Here is a 21,958-nt window from a genome sequence, read left to right as displayed (position 1 = left end):
GGGCGGCGCGTGCAAGCCCGCCCTCGCCAATCCGGGGTCAGCGCAGCAGGGCCCAGGCCTTCATGAAGAAGTCGGGCGCGCCGAAATTGCCGGATTTGAGCGCGATCACCATGTCGCGGCCCTGCGCCACGCGGGTCCAGGGCACGCCGGGGTCAATCTCCGGGCCGATCTCGAGCAGGCCGATGCCCAGCCCCTGGACGACCGCCCCCGAGGTCTCCCCGCCCGCCACGAGCAGCCGCGAGACGCCGCCCTCGGCCAGCAGGGCCGCCGTCTTCGCGAAGACGTGCTCCACGGTCTCGCCGGCCTTCTCGCGCCCGAGCTTGTCCTGAATCGCGGCGACCTCGGCCGGATCGTCGCTGGAATAGAGCAGGAAGGGCGTGTCCGCGGCCTGCGCCAGCGCCCAGTCGGCGAGCTTTGAGGCATCCTGCGCCCCGGAGACCAGCGCCATCGGATCGACCTTCAGGGCTGGAAAGCCGGCCTCGATCGCCTTGGCGATCTGGCCGCGCGTCGCCGTCGAGCAGCTGCCGGAGATGATGCCGGCGCGGCCCCGGGGCGCCGCGAGGCTGGCTGCGATCTCGCGCTCCGGCAGCAGGCCGGCGCGGCGGAAGTTCTGCGGCAGGCCCATGGCGATGCCGGAGCCGCCGGTAAGGAGCTTGTGTTCGGCGACCGCCTCGCCCAGCACCATCAGATCGGCGTTGGTGAGCGCGTCGGTCACGACATAACGGACGCCCTGGTCGGCCAGCGCAGCAAAGCGGGCTTTCACCGCCTCGGCTCCGGCCAGGACGGTGGCGTAGTCGACCAGCCCGACGGCGCCCGTGGTCTGCGCGCCCATCAGGCGGATCAGGCTGGAATCCCGCATCGGCGTCAGCGGATGGTCCTTCATCGAGCTTTCGTGAAGCGGCACCGCGCCGACGAAGAGATAGCCTTGGTAGATCGAGCGGCCATTGGCCGGAAAGGCGGGACAGACGATGGCCAGACCCGCGCCGAGCCGCTGTGCCAGCGCATCGGCAACGGGCCCGATATTGCCCTTCGCGGTCGAATCGAAGGTCGAGCAGTATTTGAACAGGATCTGCCGTGCACCCGCAGCCAGCAGCGCCTCGCAGGCGGCCAGCGAATCGGCGACGGCCTCGGCGACGGGGTTGGTGCGCGACTTCAGCGCGACGACGACGGCGTCCGCCTCGGGCAGCGCGTGGCCGGGGCGGGGCACGCCGATCGTCTGCACCGTGCGCATGCCGCTGCGGTTCAGCATCAGCGCCACATCCGTCGCGCCCGTCATGTCGTCGGCGATCACACCCAGCAGCATCGTCGTTCCTCCGTCGGTCTCGTGCCGGCTCCGTCTGCGTCGCCTTGTAGCCGCCCGCTGGCGTCAAGGCGATCCGGCGCGACGCATGAGGCCCACGGCCGCATTGGCCGAGGCTGGCCGCCAAATTGCTTGCAGGCAGCCTCCGCAACGGCATGCAATCCCGACGCACACGCGGCGGTGCGGCATCGACGCCGCTGCGATTTTGCATCAGTCTGGTACCAACCGGAACGATCTTCGGCGATCATGACCGCAAACGACAACAGGGGATATCCGATGAAGCTTCTCACCGCCCTGGCCTGCGCCACCGCTCTGACCTTCGCCGCCCTGCCCGCCGTCGCGCAGGCGCCCTCGACCCTGCGCATCGGCCTGCAGGAAGATCCCGACGTGCTCGACCCGCACAAGGCGCGCACCTTCGTCGGCCGGATCGTGTTCAAGGGGCTCTGCGACAAGCTCCTCGACATCACGCCCGACCTGAAGATCGTGCCGCGGCTGGCGACCGAGTGGTCGTTCTCGGCCGACGGCCTCACGCTGACGATGAAGCTTCGCAGCGACGCCAAGTTCCACGACGGCGAGGCGTTCGACGCCGAGGCCGCCAAGGCCAATCTCGAGCGCGCCCGCACCCTGCCCGACTCGCTGCGCAAATCCGAGCTCGCCTCGGTCGACAGCGTCACCGTCGTCGACCCCACCACGATCGCGCTCAAGCTGAAGCGGCCCGACGCGACGCTGCTCGCGCAGCTGACCGACCGCGCCGGCATGATGCTGGCGCCCAAGAGCCTGGCGGGCGATGTCGGCGCCAAGCCGGTCTGCTCGGGCCCCTACAAGTTCGTCGAGCGGGTGCAGAACGACCGCATCGTGCTCGAGCGCTTCAAGGAGCACTGGGAGGCGCAGAACTACCATTTCGACCGCGTGCTCTACCGCTCGATCCCCGATACCACCGTGCGGCTGGCCAATCTGCGCTCGGGCGAGCTCGACATGCTGGAGCGGCTGGCGCCGACCGATGTGAAATCGGCGCAGGGCGACAGGGCCCTCAAGGTCACCAGCATCGCCAATCTCGGCTACCAGGGCATCACCATCAACACGGCCCATGGCGACGCCGCCAAGCAGCCGATGGGGCAGGACAAGCGGGTGCGCCAGGCGCTCTCGCTCTCGATCGACCGCAAGGTGCTGAGCCAGGTCGTGTTCGAGGGGCTCTACGAGCCGATGGTGCAGCCCTTCAACCCCGGCAACAGCTATGTCAGCGCCGACTTCCCGGTGCCGGCGCGTGACGTCGCCAAGGCCAAGGCGCTGCTCAAGGAAGCGGGGCTGACCAAGGTGTCGGTCGAGCTCTTCGTCACCAACAACCCGGTCGACGCCCAGCTCGGGCAGGTCATCCAGGCGATGGCGGCGGAAGCCGGCATCGACATCCAGATCCGCTCGACGGAGTTCGCCAGCCAGCTGCGCGACCAGCAGCAGGGCAAGTTCCAGATGAGCCGCATCGGCTGGTCGGGCCGCATCGACCCGGACGGCAACCTGCACCAGTTCGTCACGACCAAGGGCAACCAGAACGACGGGCGCTATTCGAACGCCGAGGTCGACCGGCTGCTCGACGAGGCGCGCACGGTCTATGACGTCGCCGAGCGCAAGAAGCGCTACGACGCGGCGCAGAAGTTCCTGCAGGACGAGCTGCCGATCGTCTATCTCTACAATCAGACGGTCTTCTTCGCGCTGCGCTCCAACCTCAGCGGCTTCGTGATCAACCCGGACGGCATGATCCGGCTGGCCGGGATCAAGCGGTCTTGATGATCCACGCCTCGACGAGAGCCTCATGCTCGCGCTGATCGGCCGCCGCATCCTGATCGCGATCCCGACGCTGTTCCTGGTGTCGCTGTTCGTGTTCGCCCTGCAGCGCGCGCTGCCGGGCGATCCGTTCCTCGTCATCGCCGGCGAGGAACGCGATCCGGAGGTGATCGCGCGGCTGCGCGCGATCTACCGCATGGACGATCCGGTCGTCGTGCAGTTCTTCGCCTGGCTCGGCCAGGTGGTGCAGGGCGATTTCGGCCGTTCGCTGCGCACCGGCGAGCCCGTGCTCGGGCTGATCCTGCAGAAGCTGCCGGTGACGCTGCAACTCGCCATCGCCTCGATCCTCGTCGCCATCGCCATCGGCATTCCCGCCGGCGTGCTCGCGGCGCGGCGCAAGGACACGGTGGTGGACTACACGACCAGCGCGCTCGCCCTGTCGGGGCTGTCGATCCCGAATTTCTGGCTGGGGATCATGCTGATCCTGGTGGTGTCGGTGGAGCTGCAGTGGCTGCCGGCGTCCGGCTACGAGCCCTTCTTCAGCGATCCCATCGGCGCGATCGAGCGGCTGATCATGCCGGCCTTCGTGCTCGGCTCGGGCCTTGCCGCCTTCCTGATGCGGCACACGCGCTCGGCGATGCTCGAGGTGCTGCGCTCCGACTATGTCCGCACCGCCCGCGCCAAGGGGCTCGACGAGGACGCGGTCGTCAACCGGCATGCCCTTCGCAACGCGCTGGTGCCGATCATCACGCTGACGACGATCCTGTTCGGCGAATTGCTGGCCGGCGCGGTGCTAACCGAGCAGGTCTTCACCATTCCCGGCTTCGGCAAGCTCATCGTCGATGCGGTGTTCAACCGCGACTACGGCGTCGTGCAGGGCGTGGTGCTGTGCACGGCGATCGGCTTCATCCTGATGAACCTGCTCGCCGACGTGCTCTACATCCTGGTCAACCCGCGGCTGAGGGCGCAGTGATGACGACCGCAGCCACCGACACGCTCGCCACGCCTCCGGAACTCGCCTTGCGGCCACGGCCCGGCGTGCTGGTGCGCCTCTCCCGCAATCGCTCCGCGCTGATCGGCGGCGCGATCGTGTTCGCCTTTGTGCTGATGGCCGTGCTGGCGCCGCTGCTGCCGCTGGCCGATCCGCTGAAGTCCAACTTCCTTGCCATCCGCAAGCCGCCTTCCGAGGTCTACTGGTTCGGAACGGACGAACTCGGGCGCGACCAGGTCTCGCGGCTGTTCTTCGGCGCGCAGGCCTCGCTGCTGGCGGGCATCGTCTCGGTCGTGATCGCGCTCGCCATCGGCATTCCCTTCGGGCTGCTGGCGGGCTGGTATGGCGGCTGGATCGACGCCGCGATCTCGCGGGTCACCGAGGCGATGCTGGCCTGCCCCTTCCTGATCCTGGCGATCGCGTTTGCGGCCGTGCTCGGCCCCTCGCTGATCAATGCGATGATCGCGATCGGCCTCTCAGCCGTGCCGGTCTTCGTGCGGCTGGTGCGGGCGCAGGTGCTGAGCGTCAAGGCGGAGGACTTCGTCGAGGGCGCGAGGGCTGTGGGTGCCCGCGACCTGCGCATCGTCCTGCGCCACATCCTGCCCAACATCCTCTCGCCGATCGTGGTGCAGTCGACGCTGTTCATGGCGCAGGCGATCATCCTCGAGGCGGCCTTGTCCTTCCTCGGGCTCGGCCAGCAGCCCCCTGCCCCGTCCTGGGGCCAGATGCTCAACGTCGCCAAGAATTTCATGGAACAGGCGCCGTGGATGTCGGTGGCGCCGGGCGTCTGCATCTTCCTCGCCGTGCTCGGCTTCAACCTGCTCGGCGACGGCCTGCGCGACGTGCTCGACCCGAAGGAGGGATGAGTTGCTTGCACCGCGCGCCCCTCATGCCCGGGACGGCGCAGCCGGGCTCGCCTTTTCGCCCTAAGCTCGCGCCTGCCCGCCTCGCACCGATTTCGCCTGCACTGGATCCCACGCATGTTCACGACCCGGCCTGAAATCCTCGGCACCTTCGGTGTCTGCACCTCGACGCACTGGCTCGCGACGGCGACCGGCATGGCGATGCTGGAGAAGGGCGGCAACGCCTTCGACGCCTGCGCCGCGGCCGCCTTCGTGCTGCAGGTCGTCGAGCCGCATCTGGTCGGACCCGGCGGCGAGATGCCGGCGGTGTTCTATTCGGCGAAGACGAAGAAGGTCGAGGTGATCTGCGGCCAGGGCACGGCGCCGGAGGCCGCGACGATCGACGCCTTCAAGGCGCTGGGGCTCGATCTCGTGCCGGGCTCCGGCCTGCTCGCCGCCGTCGTGCCCGGCGCCTTCGGCGGCTGGATGACGCTGCTGCGCGACCATGGCCTTTTGCCGCTGCGCGAGGTGCTGGAGCCGGCGATCGGGTATTTCGAGAACGGCCACCCGATGCTGCCGCGCGTCTCGGACACCATCGCCGGGCTGACCGACCTGTTCACGAACGAGTGGCCGACCTCGGGCGAGGTCTATCTCCCGGGCGGGCAGGTGCCGCAGGCCAAGGCTCTCTTCCGCAACAAGGCCGCGGCCGAAACCTACAAGCGCATCCTGAGCGAGGCGGAGGCTGCCGGCGGCAGCCGCGAGAAGCAGATCCAGGCGGCCTATGACGCCTGGTACAAGGGCTTCGTTGCGGAGGCGATCGACAGCTTCTGCCGGACGACGGAGGCGATTGATTCCTCCGGACGCCGGCACAAGGGCCTGCTCACCGCCGACGACATGGCCCGCTGGCAGCCGACCTACGAGGCGCCCGCCAGCGTGACCTATCACGGCTGGGAGGTCTTCAAGATCGGCCCCTGGGGCCAGGGTCCGGTCTTCCTGCAGACGCTGAAGATCCTCGAGGGCATCGACATCGCCGGGATGGGCCCCGACAGCGGCGCCTTCGTGCACCATGTCGCCGAGGCGATGAAACTCGCCTTCGCCGACCGCGAGGCCTATTACGGCGACCCCGATTTCGTGAAGGTGCCGCTGGCGACGCTGCTCTCGGAGGACTATGCCCGCGGCCGCCGCAACCTGATCACGGACACCGCCTCGCAGGAGTTGCGTCCGGGCATGATCGCCGGATTCGAGGCGCAGGTGGCGCAGGCCCTGGCCGGCGTGCGCTATGCCGGACAGGCCGGCAAGGGCGACGCGACCGTCGGCGAACCGACGACGGCGGCGATGGTGGCAGCCGGGCGGCGTGGCGACACGGTCCATATCGACGTCATCGACAAATGGGGCAACATGATCGCCGCCACCCCCTCGGGCGGCTGGTTCCAGTCCTCCCCGGTGATCCCGGCGCTCGGCTTCCCGCTCAACGCCCGCGCCCAGGCCTTCTTCCTCGACGAGGGGCTGCCCTCGGCGCTGGCGCCGTTCAAGCGGCCGCGCACGACGCTGACGCCCTCGCTCGCCTTCGAGAACGGAGAGCCGCGCCTCGTCTTCGGCACGCCGGGCGGCGACCAGCAGGAGCAGTGGCAGCTCGGCCTGTTCCTGCGCCGGGTGCATCACGGGCTCAACCTGCAGGAGGCGATCGACCTGCCGCTGTTCCACACCCAGCACTTCCCCTCGACCTTCTATCCGCGCGAAGCCAAGCTCGGCCATCTGGCAGTGGAGGAGAGCATCGGCGAGAGCGTGCTCGCCGATCTCACCCGCCGCGGCCACAAGCTGGAGCGGGCACCGGCCTGGACGATCGGCCGCCTCACCGCCGCCGAAAAGAGCGCCGACGGTCTCTTGCGCGCGGCCGCGACGCCGCGTCTGATGCAGGCCTACGCGGCCGGCCGGTGAGGACACGCGCATGACCTGGTCCATCGTCGCCCGCGACGCCGCCACCGGCGCCTATGGTGTCGCCGTCTCGACCTGCGCCTTCGCGGTCGGCTCGCGTGTGCCCTATGGCGGCGGCCGCATCGGCGCCATCGCGACGCAGGCCTTCGTCAACCCACTCTACGGGGTCGACGGCATGCGCTTGCTCCAGGAGGGCCGCTCGGCGGTCGAGATCATCGCGACGCTGACCGCGGCCGACGAGGGCCGCGCCCATCGCCAGCTCCATGTGATCGACCGTGAGGGCAAGATCGCCGCCTTCACCGGCGCCTCCTGCATCGACTGGTGCGGCGCGGTCGACGGGCCGCAGGTCTCGGTGGCCGGCAACATGCTGAGCGGGCCGGAGGTGATCCAGCAGACGCTGAAGGCCTATATCGCAGCCTCCGCGCTCGACTTCGACGAGCGGCTGCTGGTCGCGCTCGAAGCCGGCGAGAAGGCGGGCGGCGACAAGCGCGGGCGGCAGTCGGCCGCCATCCGGATCTGGTCGGGCGAACCGATTCCGAGCTTCGACATCCGTGTCGACGACCATGTCGATCCGCTGGCGGAGCTGCGCCGGCTCTGGCGCGTCGCGCATCAGCGCTATGTCCCCTTCCAGCAGGCGTCGCCCTCGCGCTCGCGCCCGGCGGGCGTGACCGACCGTACCGAGCTCGACCGCCTCTGCAGCGACTATGCGGCAGCCTGGAACGCACGCCATCCGGAGTAGCTGCTCCCGAGGGAACTTCTGTCGGGCCGCGGAAGGCGCTAGGTTTTCCTAACGTCCGCACGACCGGATGCAGCAAGGACGCCGCCATGGCCACTGACAGCGATGCGCTCGAACGCCGGATCGCCAGGCTGGAAAGCCAGCTCGCCGCTCTGACCGCGATGATCTCGGCCACGCCCGGTGGGGCGCTGGCGATCACTGCGGCCGGCGGCGTCAGCATCACCGCCGGCGGCGCCCTGACACTCACGGCCGGGAGCGCTTGCGCCATGACGGTCGGCAGCATCTTCGCCCTCAGCGCCGGGACGCGGATCAAGCTGGCCGGCGGTCAGGAGATCATGCTCGACAGCCGGCAGTGCCATGTTCAGACGACGGTCGATCTCAGCCTCACCAGCGCCCAGTCGATGTCGGTCGAGGCTGGGAAAGACCTGGTGATCGCGACCGGCAAGAAGTTCTCTGTGACGGCCAGCGACGATGCGACGGTCAAGAGCGGCAGCGCCCAGATCGAGCTCAAGAAGGATGGGTCCGTGACGTTGAAGGGGCGCGATATCACCACCAACGCGTCGGGCCGTGTCACCGTGAAATCGAGCGCCAATACGGTCATCAAGGGCAGCAAGATCGGCCAGAACTGACGTCGCGGGATCGTCCGGCATTCGGGAGAGGCGTGCGCCTCCCCCGGTTCCGACCGTTCAGACCAGCTTTCCCCGCGCCGCGACCGGCAACTCGCCCACCAGTTCGCCGCCGCGCACAGTCACCAGGCGGTCGACCATGTTGACGACGACGCAGACATGGTTGGGCACCACGCGGACGATCTCGCCCACGCCCGGCCGGTCATTGCTCGCCGAGAGATCGAGAAAGCCGTGTTCCTCGGCGAATTTCGCGATGCGGGCGGCCGGGTATTCGAGGATGTGGCCGTGGCCGTCGAGCCCGCCGGAATCGCTCGTCAGCGTCTTGGAGCCGGAATCGAGAATCCCGCGCTCGGGGCCGGCCCGGCTGACCACCGTGGCGTAGACGGTCAGCGCGCAATCCTCGAGCGTCGCCACCCCGGCCGCGACCTGCATGCGGTCGTTGAAGATCGAGGTGCCGGCGCGGTGCTCGGTCGCTCCCTTGAGCTCGCCGATATGGGGAATGTTGGGCGAGCCGCCGGTGGAGACGATCGACGCCTCCAGCCCCGCCTCGCGCAGACCCGCATTGGCGGTGTCGAGGAACACTTGCGTGCGCGCCCAGCCATCCTCGGGCGGGTACATCAGGAAGCCGGCGAAGCGCAGCCCCTTCGAGCCCGCGATCAGCTTCGCCAGTTCGACCGCCTCGGCGGGCGTCTCGACGCCGGCGCGCTGGCGGCCGGTGTCGCATTCGATGACGACCTCGAGGTCGCGCCCGGCGATCTCGGCCGCCTGAGGCAGGCCGGCGATGGTCACGGGGTTGTCGGCGGCGACGATCATCCGGACGCGGCGCTGAAGATGGCCGAGCCGGCCGAGCTTCTGCTCGCCGAGGATGTTGTAGCTGATCAGGATGTCGTCGATGCCGCCATCGGCCATCACCTCGGCCTCGCCGAGCTTCTGGCAGGTGATGCCGCGCGCGCCGGCCTCGATCTGGAGGCGGGCGAGTTCGGGCGATTTATGCGTCTTGATATGCGGGCGGTTGGCGACGCCCTTGGCATCGCAGACGGCCTGGAGGCGCGCGATGTTGGCCTCGACCTTGTCGAGGTCGATCACCACGGCCGGCGTGCCATAGATGCGGGCGATCTCGGCCTTCAGGCCTTCGTGGTCGGCAGCCATCACGGCAGCACCTTGATGATGACTTCGATCTCGACCGGCATGTTGCCCGGCAGCGAGCCCATGCCGACGGCCGAGCGGGCATGGCGCCCGTTCTCGCCGAGCACGGCGACGAAGAGGTCCGAGCAGCCATTGATGACCTTGGGCTGGTCACCATACTCCGGCACGGCGTTGACCATGCCGAGCAGCTTGATGACCTCGACCTTGTCGAGCGAGCCGGCGGCCTCCTTCATCGCCGCGAGCAGGCCGAGCCCTGTGTTCCTGGCGAAGTCATAGGCCTGCTGCGTGGTGAACTCCTTGCCGACCTTGCCGTTGGGAATCGAGCCGTCGGGATTGCGCGGCCCCTGCCCCGACAGGAAGACGAGATCGCCAGCCTTCTTGAAGCGCACGTAATTGGCCATCGGCGCCGCCATCGCTGGCAGTTCCAGGCCCAGATCCTTCAGTTTCTGCTCGGCGCTCATGGTGTCGTTCGTCCCTCTGCGGTCGTTTCGTGTTCTGGATGGAGCGCGCGCTCCATATAGCGGGCGGCATCGTCATAGCTGGCGAGCTTCTCCGCAAGGGCAGGCTCATGCACCGAGCGAAAGCCCTGCCGCCGCCAAAAGCCGGACGAGCCGTCGATGGCGACGAGTGCGAGACAGGAGAGGCCGGCGTCGGCCGCGATCTCCGCCAGCCTCGCGGCGACGACACCCCCTGCCCCGCTGCCGCGTGCCTGTGGCAGGAGCGCGAGGTCATGGATGTAAAAGCAGCCGGCCTGCGACGGCAGTTCGCGCAGCAGACTGTTCAGGGCCGGCGGCGCGGCGCGCTGCCAGGGGTGGGCGATGACATAGCCGATCGGCCCGTCTGCCCCCTCCAGCACGAGGCAGCCTTGCGGAAACAGGTGCAGCCGCTCGGCGAAGACGGTCTCGTCCTCGGGATAGTCCGGATGCACCGCGGCCGCGACCGCCAGAACGGCCGGCAGGTCGGCAGCGGTCATCGGGCGCCACATCGGGGGAGCAGCCGGCATGCTGGGGCCGTCCGTCATTGCGAGCGCACCGAAGCAATCCATTGACGGTCAGGCAAGCGCTGGATTGCTTCGCTGCGCTCGCAATGACGACAGGACGCGACCTGGTCGCTACCTCAGCCCGCGACCTTCCTGAACTTGTTCGTCCGCTTCGGATGCCACCAGGCGCCCTTGAGCACGACGCCCTCGGAGAGGATCTTGCGGTCGCCGGTCATGTGCTCGCCGGTGACGTCGGCATAGTCGAACTTGCCTTCCTTCACCGTCAGGATCGTCGCGTCGCCGAGCGAGCCGACCCTGAGCGAGCCATATTCCGGGCGCTTCAGCGCCATGGCCGCGTTCACGGTCGAGGCGGCGATGACGTCGTTCAGGCTCATGCCCATCAGCAGGAACTTCGACATGGTCGTGACCTGGTCATAGGCCGGCCCGTCGATGCAGAGCTTGTGGACGTCGGACGAGATCACGTCCGGCTGGAAGCCGTTGGCGAGCATGGCGCGCGTCGTCTTGAAGGAGAACGAGCCCTTGCCGTGGCCGATGTCGAAGATGACGCCGCGCTTGCGGGCGGCCAGAACCTCCGGCTTGACCGTGCCCTGCGCCGTGCAGGGGGCATTCGGGAAGGGCCGGAAGGCGTGGGTGAGCACGTCGCCGGGCCGCAGCATGTTGACCACCTCCTCATAGGAGGGCGGCGGATGGTCGATATGGCACATCAGGGGCATGCCGACCTCGTTGGCGACCTGCAGCGCGACGTTGAGCGGGGCGGTGCCCTGGTCGCCCGAGGCGTGCAGGCCGACGCGGACCTTGATGCCGACGATCAGGTCGCGGTTCTTGTCGGCGACCTCGGCGCAGTCGATCGGGTTCATCATCGCCATGTCGCGGCTCTCGCCGACCATGACGCGGTGGTCGAAGCCGTAGATGCCGGCATGGGACACATGGAGATAGGCGAGGATGCGGGCCTGGCTCTTCTCGATGACGTGCTTGCGGAAGCCCGGCCAGTTGCCCGGCCCGGCCGAGCCGGTGTCGACCGAGGTGGTCACGCCCGAGGCCCGGCAGAACTCGTCGGCGTCGATGCCCAGCGACGTGCCGCCCCAGTAGACATGGGTGTGCAGGTCGATCAGGCCGGGCGTGACGATGTAGCCGGAGACGTCGCGGATCTCCTTGGCGCCCTTCAGGTCCTTGCCGAAGCCGGAAACCTTGCCGCCGGTAAAGGCGACGTCGCAGACGCCGTCATGCTTCTGCGAGGGGTCGATGACGCGACCGCCCTTGAGGATGAGATCGTGGGTCATGGAGCTTCCTCGGCCGTTTTTTCGATTTCAGAACAGAACGTCATCATTCCGGGCGCAGCGAAGCGGAGACCTGGAATGACGGAGCATGGGGTCGTGCGCCATCATGCCGGCCCCACCGCGCCCTTGCGCTCGACGATGAGGCGATAGGCCTGCGGCTCGCGGTGGCGGGCGAAGTTGAAGGTCGAGGCCTTGTAGCTCTTGCCGAGATCCATGTCGCAGCGGGCCACCACGAGTTCATCGCCCTCGGTCACGGCTTGCGCCACGACCTCGCCGGTCGGGGCGATGATGCAGGTGCCGCCGATCTGGTCGACGCCGGCTTCCAGGCCCGCCTTGGCGACGCCGACGACCCAGGTTGCGTTCTGGTAGGCGCCGGCCTGCATGACGAGTTGGTTGTGGAAATTGCCGAGCCGGTCATGGTCGGGCGCCGGCGGGTTGTGCTTGGGCGTGTTGTAGCCGAGCACGATCAGCTCGACATCCTGCAGGCCCATCGTGCGGTAGCTCTCGGGCCAGCGCCGGTCGTTGCAGATCATCATGCCGATATGGGCGTCCATCGTGCGCCAGACCGGCCAGCCGAGATCGCCCGTCTCAAAATAGCGCTTCTCGAGATTCTGGAACGGCGCCTCGGGGCGGTGCTCGGGATGGCCCGGCAGATGGATCTTGCGGTACTTGCCGACGATCGCGCCTGATTTGTCGACCAGGATCGACGTATTGAAGCGGCGTTTGCGGCCGCCCTCGTAGGCCAGTTCGCAATAGCCGAGATGGAAGCCGACACCGAGACGCTTGGCCTCGTCGAAGAGCGGCGCGGTCTCGTTGGAGGGCATCGCGCTCTCGAAATAGCTGTCGATCTCGTCCTCGTCGTCGATCCACCAATGCGGAAAGAACGCCGTCAGCGCCGCCTCCGGATAAACGATGAGATCGGCGCCATGGGCTCTCGCCTGACGCATCAAGTCGATCATGCGCGCGACGGCCGACGCGCGGCTCTCGTCCCGCTGGATCGGGCCGAGCTGGGCTGCGGCAATGGTGAGGATGCGGCTCATTGACCTGCCTCCCGGGCGGACGCTCTGAGGGGAAGCCGGGCCGAAGCGTCTGGGATATGCAGCATGGCGGGAGGCTCGACTGTGTCAGGGCGATCAGTCAATCGCCGACGATCGCGGGGGGCATTGCTCCGGGCGCAGGCGCCCGGAGATGTCGGTCGATGCCGCGTCGGCCTCAGAGGGCCTTGGCGAGACGCGGGTCCAGCGAATCGCGCAGGCCGTCGCCCAGGAGATTCACCGCGAGCACGGTGATCGAGAGGAAGATCGCCGGGAACAGGATGATGTGGGGCTTCACCTGCCAGAGGGCGCGACCCTCCGCCATGATGTTGCCCCAGGACGGCGTCGCGGGCGGGATGCCGGCGCCGATGAAGGAGAGGATCGCCTCGATGATCATGGCGCTGGCGCAGATATAGGTCGCCTGCACGCTCATCGGCGCGAAGGTGTTGGGCAGGATGTGGCGCAGGATGATGCGCGGCGTGCGGGCGCCGTTGGCGATCGCGGCCTCGACATAGGGCTGCTCGCGCAGCGACAGCACGACACCGCGGACGAGCCGCGCCACGCGCGGGATCTCGGCAATGGTGATGGCGATGATGACGTTCTGGATCGAGCCGCGCGTCAGCGCCATCAGCGCGATGGCGAGCAGGATCGGCGGAATCGACATCATGCCGTCGATGATCCGCATGACGATGCCGTCGGCCCAGCGCACGAAGCCGGCGAAGAGGCCGATCGTCAGGCCGATGACCGAGGACAGGATGGCGACGCTGAAGCCGACCACCAGCGAAACCCGCGCGCCGTAGACGACGCGGGAGTAGATGTCCCGCCCCAGCATGTCCGTGCCGAACCAGTAGAGCTCGGAGGGCACGCGCGTGCGCCGCGAGGTGGCGATGGTAGTGGGGTCCACCGTCCAGAGCAGCGGCGCGAAGAGGCCGATCAGCGCCATCAGCACGAGCAGCGAACCGCCGATCGCCACCGCGGGGTGACGACGCAGATAGCGACGGAAGCGCTTGAACCGCCCCAGGCGAGGGGCAACCGCAGGCTCCGGAGCCGCCGCCAGCGCAGCGGAGGCCGGAATCGAGCTTTGCATCGTCAATAGCGTATCCTCGGATCGACGATCGTGTAGGTCAGGTCGATGATCAGGTTCACCAGCACGTAGACCAGGCTGAACATCAGCACGACGCCCTGGATGACGGGGTAGTCGCGACGCAGGATGGCATCGACGGTGAGGCGGCCGAGGCCCGGAATGGCGAAGACGCTCTCGGTGACGACCGCACCGCCGATCAGGAGCGCGATGCCGATGCCGATGATCGTCACGATCGGAACCGCGGCGTTCTTGAGGGCGTGCAGGAACAGGACATCGCGCTGACCGACGCCCTTGGCCTGGGCGGTGCGCACATAATCCTGCTGCAGGACCTCGAGCATGGTGGCCCGGGTGATGCGCGCGATCAGCGCGATGTAGACCAGGCCCAGCGTCATCGCCGGCAGGATCAGGTTCCGCAACCAGGGCCAGAAGCCCTGCGAGAGCGGCGTGTAGCCCTGCACCGGCACCCAGTCGAGCTGCAGCGCGAAGACATAGGCCAGCAGGTAGCCGACGACGAAAACGGGAACGGAGAAGCCGAAGACCGCGAAGGCCATGGCGCCCCGGTCGATCCAGGTGCCGGCCTTCCAGGCGGCGATGACGCCCATCGGCACGGCGATCGTCACCGCGAAGATCAGCGTCAGCACCATCAGCGAGAGCGTCGGCTCGATGCGCTGGGCGATGAGCTGCGTCACCGGCAGGGAGGTGAAGATCGAGGTGCCGAGATCGCCCTGCAGGACGCGGAACGACCATTCGGCGAAGCGCACGAGATAGGGCCGGTCCAGCCCGAGGCTGGCGCGGATCTTCTCGACATCGGCCGGCGAGGCCTGGTCGCCGGCGATGACGGCGGCCGGATCGCCGGGCGCGATGTAGAGAAGCGAGAAGACGAACAGCGCCACGAAGGCCATCACCGGGATGGTCGTGATGATGCGTCTGACGATGAAGGCCAACATTGCGGCTCACGCACCCTTTGTCGTTCGACGAAAATCCGGTCTGCGCCGCCGGACGCGGCGGACACAGAGAAGAGCCGGAGGCGGCACGCCGGGCGCGCCGCCTCCGAAGACGATCGGGGGCAAAGACCGCCCCCTCGGCGGATCAGGCCTTGGTCACGCCCCACAGCACCGGGAACGGCCCGCTGGTCACGCCGGAGACGTTCTTCCGCCAGGCCTGGTAGCCGAGATAGAAGCCCGTCGGGCAATAGACGACGTTCTCGACGGCGGCCTTGTTGAGGCGCCCCATCGCAGCCTTTTCCTCGGCCAAGTCCTTGGCGTTGAACCAGTTCGTGACCTCGGTCTCGACCGCCGGCACGTCGGGCCAGCCGAACCAGGCCTTCTCGCCATTGGCGCGAACGGCCGTGTAGGAGGCCGGGTTCACGCAGTCAGCGCCCGCATGCCAGGTGTGGAACATGCTCCAGCCGCCCTGGCCCGGAGGCGTCTTCTGCGCGCGGCGGGCACCGACGGTGCCCCAGTCGGTGGCGATGAAGTCGACCTTCATGCCGATGCTCTTGAGCAGCTCGGCGGTGACGTCACCCATCGACTTGGTGGCGGCCATGTCCTGCGCGACCACGCAGATCACGGGCTCGCCCTTGTAGCCGGACTCGGCGAGGAGCTTCTTGGCCTCGGCGACGCTCTTCTTCTTCATCATCTCGCCGCCCTCTTCGGTGTAGAGGGGCGTGCCGGGGGTGAAGAAGCTCGCCATCGGCTTCCAGAGCTTGTCGTCGTCGCCGACGATCGAGCGCATGTAGTCTTCCTGGTTCAGCGCCGTCATCACCGCCTGGCGCACCTTCACGTTGTTGAAGGGCGGGTGCAGATGGTTCATGCGGAAGGCGCCGATGTTGCCGAGCGGGTCGCCGATGTCGACGCTGACATTGGCGTTGCGCTTGAGAACCGGCACGAGGTCGGCCAGCGGCGTCTCCCACCAGTCCACTTCGCCGTTCTGGAGCGCGGCGGCGGCCGTCGCCGGATCGGGCATGATCACCCACTCGACGCGGTCGAACATCATGACCTTGCCGCCGGAGAGCCAGTCGGGCTTCTCGGTGCGGGGCTTGTAGTCGGCGAACTTCTCGAAGACCGCCTTGGCGCCCGGGACCCATTCGCTGCGGACGAACTTCATCGGCCCGGAGCCGATATACTCGGTGATCTGGGTGAAGGGATCGGTTTTGGCGATGCGCTCCGGCATGATGAAGGTGCAGGGCGCGTTGTTCTTGCCCAGCGCCAGCAGCATCTTCGGATAGGGCTTGTTGAGGACCCATTTCCAGCTCATGTCGTCGACCGGCGACAGCTCGACCTCGATCGCCTTGATCATCAGGCCCATCGGGTCGCGCGCCTGCCAGCGCTTGAGGCTCTGGACAACGTCCTTCGACGTCACCGGCGCGCCATCATGGAACTTGAGGCCGTCGCGCAGCTTGAAGGTCCAGGTCAGGCCGTCGGCCGAGACGGTCTCGCTCTCGACCATCTGGCGCTTCGGCTCGAACTTCGAGTCGATGCCGTAGAGCGTGTCCCAGACCAGCAGCGCGGCGTTGCGCACGACGTATTGCGTACCCCAGATCGGGTCGAAATTCGCGAGGTTGGCCTGCGGCACGAAGCGCAGCGTCTTGGAGGCCGCCGCGCCCTGCGCGAGGGCGGGCAAGCCGAGCCCACCGGCGGCGGCAAGTGCGCCGGTTCCTGCCGCGGTCTTCAGAAATGTTCTGCGGTCCATCATTCTCTCCCCTGACACGGCAACCTCTCGACGGGCGACCTTGGCGCGAGTTTGGGCAGAAAACATCCGCCCTGACAACTCGTCTGCCAGGCCTTCCGCAGGCCGCGAACCGCTTGCACGCTTCGTGCCAAACGGAACCGCCTGCGGCTTCGCCACGCCACGGGGCTGTCGCGCCCGTTTTCGCCGGGAGAGAATATTTTTTCGAGGATGACGACGGCGGCACGAAAAGGCGCCGCCGCCCGCACCTCAGGCGATGGCGGCCTTCTCAGGCGGTGCCGACGGGGGCATCGATCCGGGCGAAGGGTCGCGCGGTCTCGAAGGCTGCCGCCGCGCGCAGCACCAGCGCGTCCCGCCCGAAGGCGCCGACCAGCTGCAGGCCCGCCGGCAGACCCGCGCCGGTCAGCCCGCAGGGCAGCGAGATCGCCGGGGCCTGGGTGATGTTGAAGGGGTAGGTGAAGGGCGTCCAGCGGGTCCAGTCGTCGCCATAGGCGCCATGGCCGGGGGTGTTCATCCCGACCTCGAAGGCCGGCAGCGGCAGGGTCGGCGTCAGCAGCAGATCGAAGCGTGCATGAAATTGCGCCATCTTGTGCGCAAGCGCATTGCGCTGGTTCAGCAGCGCATCGACATAGGCCGCGCCCGCGACCCTTTCGCCCTGTTCGGCGACGGCGACGAGGCCGGGGTCCATGCGGGCGCGTTCGGCGGGCCCCGCCGCGCGGAGCGCGAGGGCAGCCCCCGCCGACCAGATCGTCATCAGGGTCTCGATCGGGTCGTCGAAGCCGGGATCGACCTCCTCGACGGTCGCGCCCAGTTCGCGGAAGGCCAGCGCCGCGGCTCGCGTCAGTGCGGCGATCTCCGGATCGACCGGCACGTCGCGGCCGAGCGTCGGCGACCAGGCCAGGCGCAGGCCCTTCACGCCCCCTTTCAGCCCGTCGACATAGTCCGGCGCGCGGTCGATCATCGCCGTCATGTCGCGGATGTCGGGGCGGCCGATCGCGTTCATGGCAAGCGCGCAGTCGGTCACGGTGCGGGTCAGCGGGCCGAGATGGGCGAGGAAGCCCATCGTCGAGACCGGCCAGGCCGGGATTCGGCCATAGGTGGGCTTCAAGCCGACGACCCCGGCGAAGGCGGCGGGGATGCGCACCGAGCCGGCCCCGTCGGTGCCGAGATGGATGCAGCCCAGGTTGAGCGCCGCGCACGAGGCCGCGCCGGCCGAGGAGCCGCCCGGGCCCGTGGCGATGTTCCAGGGATTGCGGGTGATGCCCGAGAGCGGGGAATCGCCAACCCCCTTCCAGCCATATTCCGGCATGGTCGTCTTGCCGAGGAAGACGGTGCCGGCCTCGCGCAGGCGAGCCGCCGCGGGGCGTCCTCGGCGAAGGCTGCGCCGGAGGCGACGGCCGAGCCGCGCCGCATCGGCCAGCCCGCCACGCCGATATTGTCCTTGATGGTGACGGGCACCCCGTCCAGCGGCCCCAGCGGCTCGCCCTTGAGCCAGCGCGCCTGCGAGGCTTCCGCCATGGCGAGCGTCGCTGCCGCGTCGCGCACGACGAAGGCGTTGATCTGCGGCTCGAAGCGCTCGATCCGCTCCAGCGAATCCTTGGCGACCTCGACCGGCGACAGGCTGCGGGCCGCGAAGAGCGGGACGAGTTCGGCGGCGGAGAGCGAGGCGATCGTCGTCATGGGCTTATCCTGTCTGCGTCTTGCCGGGTTGTGCTGTGGTCACGGCGCGCCCGGCCAAGCAAGCCGGGAGCCACCGCGCGCTCCTGATGCTCCGCAAAGCGTGCCCTGACCGGGCGGCCTCAGGCGTTGGCCGTCCGCCAGGCCGCATTGAGCAGGACGTTGGCTCCCGAAGCGATGTCGTCGGGCGTGCTGAACTCGGCCGGATTGTGCGAGAGCCCCCCGATCGAGGGAATGAAGACCATCGCCGTCGGGCAGATCCGCGACATCATCTGCGCGTCGTGCCCCGCGCCGGAGATGATCCGCCGGATCGGCAGGCCGAGTTCCGCCGCACTCTGCTCCACCGTCGCGATCAGCGTCTCGGTGAAGGGCGTGGCCGGGAAACGCGCGAGGTCGCGGAAGGCGATCTCGATGCCGTGCCGCGCCGCGATCTCGGCGCAGTAGCCCCGCACCGCGGCTTCCGCGCGCGCCAGCGCGGCGTCGTCGGGATTGCGCAGGTCGAGCGTCATCACGACGGTCTCGGGCACGACGTTGACGTTGGCCGGCTGGACCCGGATGACGCCGCTGTTGGCGAGCTGGCCGGGAATCGCGCGGGTCAGGTCGTTGGCGTAGACGTTGATCCGGGCGGCGGCGAGCCCCGGATCCTTGCGATAGGCCATCGGCGTGGTGCCGGCATGGCTGGGCCGGCCCTTCAGCGTCAGCTCGAGCCAGCAGATCGCCTGGATGCCGGTGACCGCGCCGAGCCCGCCGCCCTCGTTCTCCAGCACCGGCCCCTGCTCGATATGGAGTTCGAGATAGGCATGGGCCGGCAGGAACCCCGGCCGTTCGGGCCCCTCATAGCCGATGCGCCGGAGCTCGGTGCCGAGCACGGCGCCTTCGGCGTCCAGCTCGGCATGGGCGGCCTCGACGCTCATGCCGCCTGCCCAGACATAGGAGCCCAGCATGTCGGGATGGAAGCGGGCGCCCTCCTCGTTGGTGAAGGCGATGACGGCGAGGTCACGCTTCGGCACAAGCCCGGCATCGCGCAGCGTCGCCAGCACCTCGACGCCGGCGACGACGCCGAGCGCGCCGTCATAGCGCCCGCCCGTGCCCACCGTGTCGATATGGGAGCCCAGGATGACGGCCGGCCCCTCCTCCCGGCCCTTGAGGATGCCGACGATGTTGCCGATGGCGTCGATCTTCACCTCGAGGCCGAGCGCCGTCATCTCGGCGACGAGCCAGTCGCGGCCCTGCCGGTCCTCATCGCTCAGGGCAAGGCGGCGGCAACCGCCTTCCGGCGTCGCACCGATGGCTGCCAGCGCCATGAGCCGTGATACCAGCCGCGGACCGTCGACCCTCAGATTGCTGCTCATCGACACCTCCCCAGCGGCCCAGCGCGCCATCGGCGCGCCCGTCCGGAAGCGGCCATGCCTCAGACCTGCATAGTCGCGCGGAGGCCGGGCTGTCGATGCCCGCCGGCACAAGGCCGGCGCGCGAAAATGCAACGGGCGCAGACCTGGAGGTCTGCGCCCGTTGGACGGCGAGGCGGCGTGGCGCCGGGAGGCGGGAGGCGGCCGATCAGAACTCTTCCCAGCCGGCATCACCGCTGCGGCTGTTGGCGACCTTGCGGGCCGGAGCCGCCGGCATCGGAGCCGGCTCGCGCGGCGCGGGAGCGCGCGCTGCCGGTGCCTTCGTCTGCGCGAAGGCGGCTTCCGCGAGCTGGCGCAGGCGGGCGGGTTCGGAGGCCGGCTTGTAGGCGGGAGCGGCGGCGGTCGCCCGCTCGTGACCGGTGCGGAAGGTCGCGACGAGGTCGTTGAGCTGGTTGATCTTTTCGGAGAGCGAACCGGCCGAGGCCGCGCTCTGCTCGGAAAGGGCCGCGTTCTGCTGGGTCATCTCGTCGAGATGGGCCACCGCCTGGCTCATCTCGTCGATGCCGCTCGCCTGCTCGCCCGACGCCGCCGAGATCTCCGCGATGGTGGCTGCGACCCGCTCCGAGGCTGCCAGGATCTGGCTGAGCTGCTCGCCGGCCTGACGCACCAGCTTCACGCCCTCGCCGACCTCGGTGTTGGAGGAGGAGATCAGCGCCGAGATGTCCTTGGCCGCCTCGCCGGAACGCTGCGCGAGCGTGCGAACCTCGGAGGCGACGACCGCGAAACCCTTGCCGGCATCGCCGGCGCGGGCAGCCTCGACGGCTGCATTGAGGGCCAGCAGATTCGTCTGGAAGGCGATGTCGTCGATCACGCGGATGATGTCGGAGATCTTGGTCGAGGCATCCTCGATCCGGGCCATCGCGTCGACGGCCTTCCCAGCGATGGCGCCGCCGGCCTGCGCCGCCTTCATCGCCTCGTCCGAAATCGCCGCGGCGTTCCGCGAGGCCTGGGCCGAGGCCTTCACGGAAGCCGCGAGCTCTTCGGTCGTCGCCGCGGTCTCCTCCAGCGAGGAGGCCTGCTCCTCGGTGCGCTTGGAGAGATCGTTGGCGCCCATATTGATCTCGCGGGCCGCCAGCCCGACATCGGCCGACGTCGTCTGGATCGTGCGGACGGTCGAGGAGAGACGGTCCACCGTTGCGTTGAAGTCGTCGCGCAGCTTGGCATAGTCGGCCGGGATGTCCCCGCCGATGCGATGGGTCAGATTGCCCTCGGACAGTTCGGCGAGCCCCGCGGCGAGCGCGTCGACCACCTTCTCGAGTTCGCGGGCCTGCTGCAGGCGCTGCTGGGCCGCTGCCTGGCGCTCCTGCTCCGTGGAGCGACGATTCTCGTCCATCAGGCTGGCCTGGGACGCGGCCTCCGATTCGAGACGATCCTTCTCGATGGCGGCGTCGCGCAGCACGCCGACGGCTCCGGCCATCTCGGCGAATTCGCCGGCGCGGAACGTCGGCACGGCAGTCGCCATGTCGCCGGCGGCGAGGCGTTCGATCGCGACCTTGAGGCTGCCGAGCGGCTTCATCATCCGGCGAACGAGCAGGAACAGGACGACACCTGCGGCCATCGCGATCAGCAGGCCCGCGATCACGTTGGAGGTGACCATGTCGCTGACGACGCTGGTGAAATCCGCCTGCTTGATGCCGACGAACAGGATGCCGATGACGCGGTTATCGGATTTCTGGATGATCGGCTCGTAGATCGTGAAATAGGGCAGCCCGAGGATGTCGGCCGCGCCCGAATAGGTCTGACGCTGCTTCAGCACCGTGTCATAGGCCGCGCCCTGCGCCAGCTTGGTGCCGACCGCGCGCTGGCCATCGGGCCTCTGCACGTTGGTGGCGATGCGGACGTCGCCCATGAAGATCGTCGCCACGCTGCCGGCGAGCGCCTTGACCTTGTCGACCGCGGCGAAGTTGCCGTTCATCAGCTCGTTGCCGAAATAGAGCTTGTCGCCGTCGAGCCGCGGCTCCCCCTTCGCGGCGACGAGATCGCGCAGCAGGTTGATGTTGACCACGAGACTGGCCTGGGCCCGTTCGCGCATCGCCTTCTCCGCCGCCTGCAGCGAGACCATGACGGAGGCGGCCACGGCGATCCCGACGAAGAAGACGCCGAGGAGGGCGAGGCGGGTGGCGATGGGAAGACGGAACGAAAGAAGCTTTTTCATCGAAGAAATCCGAGTTCGAAGCGGCGTCGGCACACGGCCCACCCTGCGCAATACAGAACGTGACCGGGATCAGACGGCGCCGGTTTAACCGACATGCGCGGGGGGGGGAGGCGCACCAATCAATGTCAATAGAAGCGGTAGGCCAGGCGTAGTGCTCGGTCGGCGATGACACACGGCACTGGAAGTGCCGCTGCGGCTCTCGCCTACATTGGAATTAGACTTAACCGATCCGATGAAGAATTGCTTAAAACCGCGACTTTTGGACAAAAAGGGCGCCTT

General features: G+C 68.4%; 19 protein-coding genes and 1 pseudogene. 7 read left to right on the top strand and 13 right to left on the bottom strand.

All coding sequences use genetic code 11. The features are described from left to right. Nucleotides 1-37: 37 nt before the first annotated feature. Nucleotides 38-1,303 (bottom strand): 3-oxo-tetronate kinase, encoded by a 1,266-nt coding sequence (gene otnK / locus BSY19_RS12315; protein WP_069054428.1) that lies wholly within the window; start codon nt 1,301-1,303, stop codon nt 38-40. A 273-nt stretch (nt 1,304-1,576) separates the two neighbouring features. Here otnK and BSY19_RS12310 point away from each other — a divergent pair, with 273 nt between their 5' ends. The 6 genes from BSY19_RS12310 (at nt 1,577) to BSY19_RS12285 (ending at nt 8,212) form a co-directional block, all read left to right on the top strand. Continuing rightward, nucleotides 1,577-3,082 (top strand): ABC transporter substrate-binding protein, encoded by a 1,506-nt coding sequence (locus BSY19_RS12310; protein ID WP_069054427.1) that lies wholly within the window; start codon nt 1,577-1,579, stop codon nt 3,080-3,082. 25 nt (nt 3,083-3,107) lie between these two features. Then, nucleotides 3,108-4,052 (top strand): ABC transporter permease, encoded by a 945-nt coding sequence (locus BSY19_RS12305; protein ID WP_069054426.1) that lies wholly within the window; start codon nt 3,108-3,110, stop codon nt 4,050-4,052. Then, nucleotides 4,052-4,936, top strand: coding sequence for an ABC transporter permease (locus BSY19_RS12300; protein ID WP_069054425.1), 885 nt, complete (start codon nt 4,052-4,054; stop codon nt 4,934-4,936). The genes BSY19_RS12305 and BSY19_RS12300 overlap by 1 nt, the downstream gene beginning before the upstream one ends. Nucleotides 4,937-5,050: 114 nt before the next feature. After that, nucleotides 5,051-6,850: a gamma-glutamyltransferase family protein gene (locus BSY19_RS12295; RefSeq protein ID WP_069054424.1), complete on the top strand. Its 1,800-nt coding sequence runs from the start codon at nt 5,051-5,053 to the stop codon at nt 6,848-6,850. Between the two features lie 10 nt (nt 6,851-6,860). Further along, nucleotides 6,861-7,586, top strand: a complete 726-nt coding sequence (locus tag BSY19_RS12290) for a DUF1028 domain-containing protein (RefSeq protein ID WP_069054423.1) — start codon at nt 6,861-6,863, stop codon at nt 7,584-7,586. An 86-nt stretch (nt 7,587-7,672) separates the two neighbouring features. After that, nucleotides 7,673-8,212, top strand: a complete 540-nt coding sequence (locus BSY19_RS12285; RefSeq protein WP_069054422.1) for a DUF2345 domain-containing protein — start codon at nt 7,673-7,675, stop codon at nt 8,210-8,212. Nucleotides 8,213-8,269: 57 nt separating this feature from the next. Here BSY19_RS12285 and BSY19_RS12280 read toward each other — a convergent pair whose 3' ends face one another. The 10 genes and pseudogenes from BSY19_RS12280 to BSY19_RS28460 form a co-directional block, all read right to left on the bottom strand. After that, nucleotides 8,270-9,358 carry a D-TA family PLP-dependent enzyme gene (locus tag BSY19_RS12280; protein WP_069054421.1) on the bottom strand — a complete coding sequence of 363 codons (1,089 nt, stop codon included), beginning with the start codon at nt 9,356-9,358 and terminating at the stop codon, nt 8,270-8,272. After that, nucleotides 9,358-9,816, bottom strand: coding sequence for a RidA family protein (locus BSY19_RS12275; protein WP_069054420.1), 459 nt, complete (start codon nt 9,814-9,816; stop codon nt 9,358-9,360). Before BSY19_RS12275 ends, BSY19_RS12280 begins: the two co-directional genes overlap by 1 nt. Beyond that, on the bottom strand, nt 9,813-10,328 hold the full coding sequence (locus tag BSY19_RS12270) for a GNAT family N-acetyltransferase (RefSeq protein WP_236840519.1): 516 nt from the start codon (nt 10,326-10,328) through the stop codon (nt 9,813-9,815). The genes BSY19_RS12275 and BSY19_RS12270 overlap by 4 nt, the downstream gene beginning before the upstream one ends. A gap of 143 nt (nt 10,329-10,471) precedes the next feature. Next, entirely contained in the window at nt 10,472-11,635 is a 1,164-nt protein-coding gene (locus tag BSY19_RS12265) for an amidohydrolase/deacetylase family metallohydrolase (RefSeq protein ID WP_069054419.1), read from the bottom strand. 101 nt (nt 11,636-11,736) lie between these two features. Next, nucleotides 11,737-12,672 (bottom strand): N-carbamoyl-D-amino-acid hydrolase, encoded by a 936-nt coding sequence (locus tag BSY19_RS12260; RefSeq protein ID WP_069054418.1) that lies wholly within the window; start codon nt 12,670-12,672, stop codon nt 11,737-11,739. A 172-nt stretch (nt 12,673-12,844) separates the two neighbouring features. Continuing rightward, nucleotides 12,845-13,753 carry an ABC transporter permease gene (locus tag BSY19_RS12255; RefSeq protein WP_069054417.1) on the bottom strand — a complete coding sequence of 303 codons (909 nt, stop codon included), beginning with the start codon at nt 13,751-13,753 and terminating at the stop codon, nt 12,845-12,847. Between the two features lie 2 nt (nt 13,754-13,755). Beyond that, entirely contained in the window at nt 13,756-14,697 is a 942-nt protein-coding gene (locus BSY19_RS12250; protein WP_069054416.1) for an ABC transporter permease, read from the bottom strand. Nucleotides 14,698-14,839: 142 nt separating this feature from the next. Next, entirely contained in the window at nt 14,840-16,441 is a 1,602-nt protein-coding gene (locus BSY19_RS12245; RefSeq protein WP_069054415.1) for an ABC transporter substrate-binding protein, read from the bottom strand. 265 nt (nt 16,442-16,706) lie between these two features. Beyond that, nucleotides 16,707-17,747: an amidase family protein gene (locus tag BSY19_RS12240; RefSeq protein WP_250637574.1), complete on the bottom strand. Its 1,041-nt coding sequence runs from the start codon at nt 17,745-17,747 to the stop codon at nt 16,707-16,709. Between the two features lie 128 nt (nt 17,748-17,875). Further along, a pseudogene (locus BSY19_RS28460) lies at nt 17,876-17,998 on the bottom strand (hypothetical protein); the annotation flags it as partial. On the opposite strand from BSY19_RS28460, the gene BSY19_RS28350 reads away from it, so the two are divergent. Beyond that, complete coding sequence (locus BSY19_RS28350; protein ID WP_236840612.1) at nt 17,955-18,227, top strand: hypothetical protein; 273 nt, start codon at nt 17,955-17,957, stop codon at nt 18,225-18,227. The pseudogene BSY19_RS28460 and the gene BSY19_RS28350 sit on opposite strands and share 44 nt — an antisense overlap. Before the next feature lie 10 nt (nt 18,228-18,237). Here BSY19_RS28350 and BSY19_RS12235 read toward each other — a convergent pair whose 3' ends face one another. Together BSY19_RS12235 and BSY19_RS12230 are read right to left on the bottom strand one after the other, a co-directional pair. Beyond that, a complete protein-coding gene (locus BSY19_RS12235; protein ID WP_069057041.1) occupies nt 18,238-19,467 on the bottom strand; it encodes a Zn-dependent hydrolase in 1,230 nt (409 codons plus the stop codon). A 205-nt stretch (nt 19,468-19,672) separates the two neighbouring features. Next, nucleotides 19,673-21,679 (bottom strand): methyl-accepting chemotaxis protein, encoded by a 2,007-nt coding sequence (locus BSY19_RS12230; protein WP_069054414.1) that lies wholly within the window; start codon nt 21,677-21,679, stop codon nt 19,673-19,675. Nucleotides 21,680-21,958 lie beyond the last annotated feature (279 nt).

Source organism: Bosea sp. RAC05 (assembly GCF_001713455.1).
Classification (GTDB): Bacteria; Pseudomonadota; Alphaproteobacteria; order Rhizobiales; family Beijerinckiaceae; genus Allobosea.
The sequence above is the reverse complement of the archived record's forward strand: the minus strand, read 5'-3'. Positions and strand labels throughout refer to the sequence as shown.

Excerpts from the sequence above, each read along its gene's own strand:
- BSY19_RS12270 (WP_236840519.1), bottom strand. The coding sequence starts at position 10,328 with ATGACCGCTGCCGACCTGCCGGCCGTTCTGGCGGTCGCGGCCGCGGTG.
- BSY19_RS12240 (WP_250637574.1), bottom strand. The coding sequence starts at position 17,747 with ATGCCGGAATATGGCTGGAAGGGGGTTGGCGATTCCCCGCTCTCGGGC.
- otnK (WP_069054428.1), bottom strand. The coding sequence starts at position 1,303 with ATGCTGCTGGGTGTGATCGCCGACGACATGACGGGCGCGACGGATGTG.
- BSY19_RS12295 (WP_069054424.1), top strand. The coding sequence starts at position 5,051 with ATGTTCACGACCCGGCCTGAAATCCTCGGCACCTTCGGTGTCTGCACC.
- BSY19_RS12235 (WP_069057041.1), bottom strand. The coding sequence starts at position 19,467 with ATGAGCAGCAATCTGAGGGTCGACGGTCCGCGGCTGGTATCACGGCTC.
- BSY19_RS12300 (WP_069054425.1), top strand. The coding sequence starts at position 4,052 with ATGACGACCGCAGCCACCGACACGCTCGCCACGCCTCCGGAACTCGCC.
- BSY19_RS12305 (WP_069054426.1), top strand. The coding sequence starts at position 3,108 with ATGCTCGCGCTGATCGGCCGCCGCATCCTGATCGCGATCCCGACGCTG.
- BSY19_RS12260 (WP_069054418.1), bottom strand. The coding sequence starts at position 12,672 with ATGAGCCGCATCCTCACCATTGCCGCAGCCCAGCTCGGCCCGATCCAG.
- BSY19_RS12250 (WP_069054416.1), bottom strand. The coding sequence starts at position 14,697 with ATGTTGGCCTTCATCGTCAGACGCATCATCACGACCATCCCGGTGATG.
- BSY19_RS28350 (WP_236840612.1), top strand. The coding sequence starts at position 17,955 with ATGGCGAGCGTCGCTGCCGCGTCGCGCACGACGAAGGCGTTGATCTGC.
- BSY19_RS12275 (WP_069054420.1), bottom strand. The coding sequence starts at position 9,816 with ATGAGCGCCGAGCAGAAACTGAAGGATCTGGGCCTGGAACTGCCAGCG.
- BSY19_RS12280 (WP_069054421.1), bottom strand. The coding sequence starts at position 9,358 with ATGGCTGCCGACCACGAAGGCCTGAAGGCCGAGATCGCCCGCATCTAT.
- BSY19_RS12230 (WP_069054414.1), bottom strand. The coding sequence starts at position 21,679 with ATGAAAAAGCTTCTTTCGTTCCGTCTTCCCATCGCCACCCGCCTCGCC.
- BSY19_RS12265 (WP_069054419.1), bottom strand. The coding sequence starts at position 11,635 with ATGACCCACGATCTCATCCTCAAGGGCGGTCGCGTCATCGACCCCTCG.
- BSY19_RS12310 (WP_069054427.1), top strand. The coding sequence starts at position 1,577 with ATGAAGCTTCTCACCGCCCTGGCCTGCGCCACCGCTCTGACCTTCGCC.
- BSY19_RS12290 (WP_069054423.1), top strand. The coding sequence starts at position 6,861 with ATGACCTGGTCCATCGTCGCCCGCGACGCCGCCACCGGCGCCTATGGT.
- BSY19_RS12285 (WP_069054422.1), top strand. The coding sequence starts at position 7,673 with ATGGCCACTGACAGCGATGCGCTCGAACGCCGGATCGCCAGGCTGGAA.
- BSY19_RS12255 (WP_069054417.1), bottom strand. The coding sequence starts at position 13,753 with ATGCAAAGCTCGATTCCGGCCTCCGCTGCGCTGGCGGCGGCTCCGGAG.
- BSY19_RS12245 (WP_069054415.1), bottom strand. The coding sequence starts at position 16,441 with ATGGACCGCAGAACATTTCTGAAGACCGCGGCAGGAACCGGCGCACTT.